The organism is Succinimonas sp. (genome assembly GCF_045225735.1).
Taxonomy (GTDB): Bacteria; Pseudomonadota; Gammaproteobacteria; order Enterobacterales; family Succinivibrionaceae; genus Succinimonas.
Map to the genome: position 1 here is coordinate 1 of NZ_JBGVBR010000427.1, position 3075 is coordinate 3075.

The 3075-nt window shown below is 56.2% G+C and carries 1 protein-coding gene; it reads right to left on the reverse strand.

Translation table 11 applies throughout. From position 1 onward, the window contains the following. Positions 1–3075, reverse strand: a 3075-nt coding sequence (locus ACJROR_RS14905) for a hypothetical protein (RefSeq protein WP_406547783.1), incomplete at both ends; no start/stop codon positions are given.

Here is a 3075-nt window from a genome sequence, read left to right on the forward strand (position 1 = left end):
GGCCCGGGCCTCCTGAGCAAACTGGGAATTATTGTTTTCCGCCCTTTCCCATTCGGTGAACTGAGCCTCCAGAAAATCGTACACCTCTTCCTCGGTGATAAAGTCGCTTTTCACCATGTAGTCCCGGGCGGCTTCCTCGCCCTCCTCCTGCAAAGTCTGGAGATACATCCAGGCCTTTTCCCGGTTATCCCTGCTCAGAGCCTTTTTGGTGAGTTCATTACCCAAAGTGTTAATCATTACCTCCCGGGTCTGCTTCATCACGCTGTCCTTGTGATGCTTCCAGTCCTCCTTCCAGATCCGGGCAAAATCCTCATAGCCGGCAGCTCCCTTGGTATCCGCTCCTACCTTCTTCCATTTGCCGTACATTCTGATCACCGCCACGTCCCGGGCAAAATCCCGGGAGGATAGATAAGCCTGGTATGACAGCTTTGCGGATTCGGAAAGAATGGGATGCTCCAGGGCCAGAATGGAAAGCGCCACGTTGGCATAAGCCTCCTTGTTGGCATAATCCCCTCCGGCAAGAGCGCCTGCCAGAGCGGAAACATCCCCGGTAATATCCAGCGCCTTGGACACCAGATCCTTTTTGCCGCTTAAGAACTTGGCATCACTGGCCACCCCGCTGCGGTAATCGGCAAGTTCCTGCAGGAAATGTTTGCCGCTTTTGCCCTTTCCAAGAGCCTTGTTCAGCATGCCGTAGACCCTGGCGTATTCCTTCTCCGGCATCCGGGCCATGCTTTCCTTAAGCCTGGAGGAGTTCCGGGTCAGCAGCTTGGCCAGACATTCCTCGTCGGAGCAATGATTAAGTCCGACCTTCAGCATGGAGACCATGCCCTTTTTAAGAGCCTCATAGTACTCCCCCTCGGAGAGCTGATCCATGCCGGCAATGGCATTCCCGTACATTTCCTGCACCTCCAGAAAGACACTCCGGTACTTTTCGAGCTTCAAACCATCCGGAAGCGGCATGCTGGACAGCAGGGTTTTTCCGAAATTGGCCAGTTCGCCCTCGAAGTCGCCGTCCCGGCCCAGGGTAATGTCAATGCGGGAGGCTTCCCGGATATACTTGTCAATATATTTGTCGCAGTCGGCCTCAGTAAGAGCCACTGTTTCAAAGGAAAAACCGGAAGAATTATCGACTGCCGCTTCGGTATCGGCATAAATGTCTTCAGCGTCTTCAAAATCGTAAAGCCGGGGCGGCTCGAAAACGCCGCTCAGCCCGGTGCTCCGGGGCGGCTCCGGCACATGGAAGCTCTCAATAAGATGCTTTTTAAACTGCTGTTCGCTGTTATTCCTGTCGCTGGCGCCGTCCCTCAGGTAACGGTCAATGCTGGCCCGGATCTCCTTCTTGTGGTCTGCCATCTCCGCATCCGTCATCACATGCATCTTAAAGCTGGCCTGCAGCGTTCCGGAATCATCCGGAGCATCATAAAGCCTGAGCTCGTAATCCCCCGGGGGCTGGGTAACAGGAAGACCGGAAAAGAATGTCCTCCGGTGTCCCAGTACCGTAACATCATCGGCGTACTTTTCCAGCACCCGGGCCGCCTCCGGGGGATAGCCCTCAGGCACCAGGACGGCAAAGGGATCCTTCCAGTGGGTCAGCATCACCCCGGACATGGTCATGCCGGAATCCTGCTCCGCCACTGCGGAGTTGGCCGCTATTTCCGGCCGCCGGTTCTCATCGGCAGGATTCGGCACCACCCGAAATTCCCGGGTTAATACCTTTTCATTTTCATCGGAGCCCTGCCGCGCGGAAAACTCATACTCCCCGGGTTCATAAATATCATTCGTGGTTCTGGCGATATAAGAAACATCGCCGCATCCGCCCCACTCGCTGTAAAAATGCTCTTCCGCTCCTTTCTTCTTTATCTGAAAGGTAACATTTTCCTTCTGCCACTCGCCGTCGCAGCCAAAGATATAGTTCGCGCCGGCGCCGGCATAAACCTCCGCAGACACCGCCGCTGCGGGTTCGCTCAGGGAAGAAGCGGCCGGAGCCACCTTGAAGTCAAGACGCGCCATGGCCCTTTGCATGTCGTTATTGTTTTCATCCCAGCGGCAGTCCTCGCAGGTCTCAAAAAGAAGCATCGTATAGTCTCCGGGAGTTTCCGGGGCATCAATGGCAAACCCGGGAACGGCGAAGTCCCGGAAATACTGGGAAGTTCTTACGATCTCGATGTCCTTGCGGGAACGATCCGCCTGCGCCGCCGGGGCAATTACCAGAAATGCGGTTTTGCGGTCTTCGTAATTTTGGAGATCCACATAAAAATGCTCTCCCGGCAGAAAATGATCCCGGGCTAAGGAATATCCGGGGAGCGGCTTCTCCGTCCTGACCCTGAATCCCTGCCGGGCCAGCAACACGGCGTTCTCATCGTCGCCGCTGAAAAACCGGATCTCGTAGCTGCCGTCCCGGGCCGGAGCCTTTACCCGCAAATATCCCTCCCGGGCTGTGTCAGCGGCGGCAGTGTCGGACATCATGCGTTCCCGGGAGGAGGCGTAGTCCGCCGGAACATCAGGTTCGTTTACAGTGAGATAGATTTGACTGCTGTTTTTGATCTCCGCAGCGTATTCAGGCGTCCGGTAGTAAACCAGAAAAAGCTCGTGAGGCTCATAGCTTTTCCTGCTGATAATGGTAAGCTCCGCTCCGGGAATAACCTCCTCCGTTACCGCCGGAAGCTCATTCTGGGGGCCCGGGGACATGCTGGCCGGCCGGAGCCGTACCTCCTCTCCGAAGATTTTCCGGAGGGCATCCCTTTCGGAATCCTGCCGGGCGCTCAGGGTCTCCTCATAGGAAGGCCGGATCTCGGCTCCCAGACTTTTAAGATAGGCCGTGAGCCGGGACCGATCCACATCCGCTTCGGCGCTGATGCTGATGAGATTTCCTTTTTTCTCGGCGGAGAGCACCTTAAAGCCGGAAACATAATCTTCGGCCCGGGCTATCACCCCGCTCCGGATCTCCGCGGTATGCTCCTTCACAAACTTCTCATCGGTGATGGACAGCATCATCTTGCGGGCCGCGGCGGTTTTGGCATTGATTTCCGCGGTGGCCTGATCCTTGCCCCGGGCCTCCACGGTAATTACCTG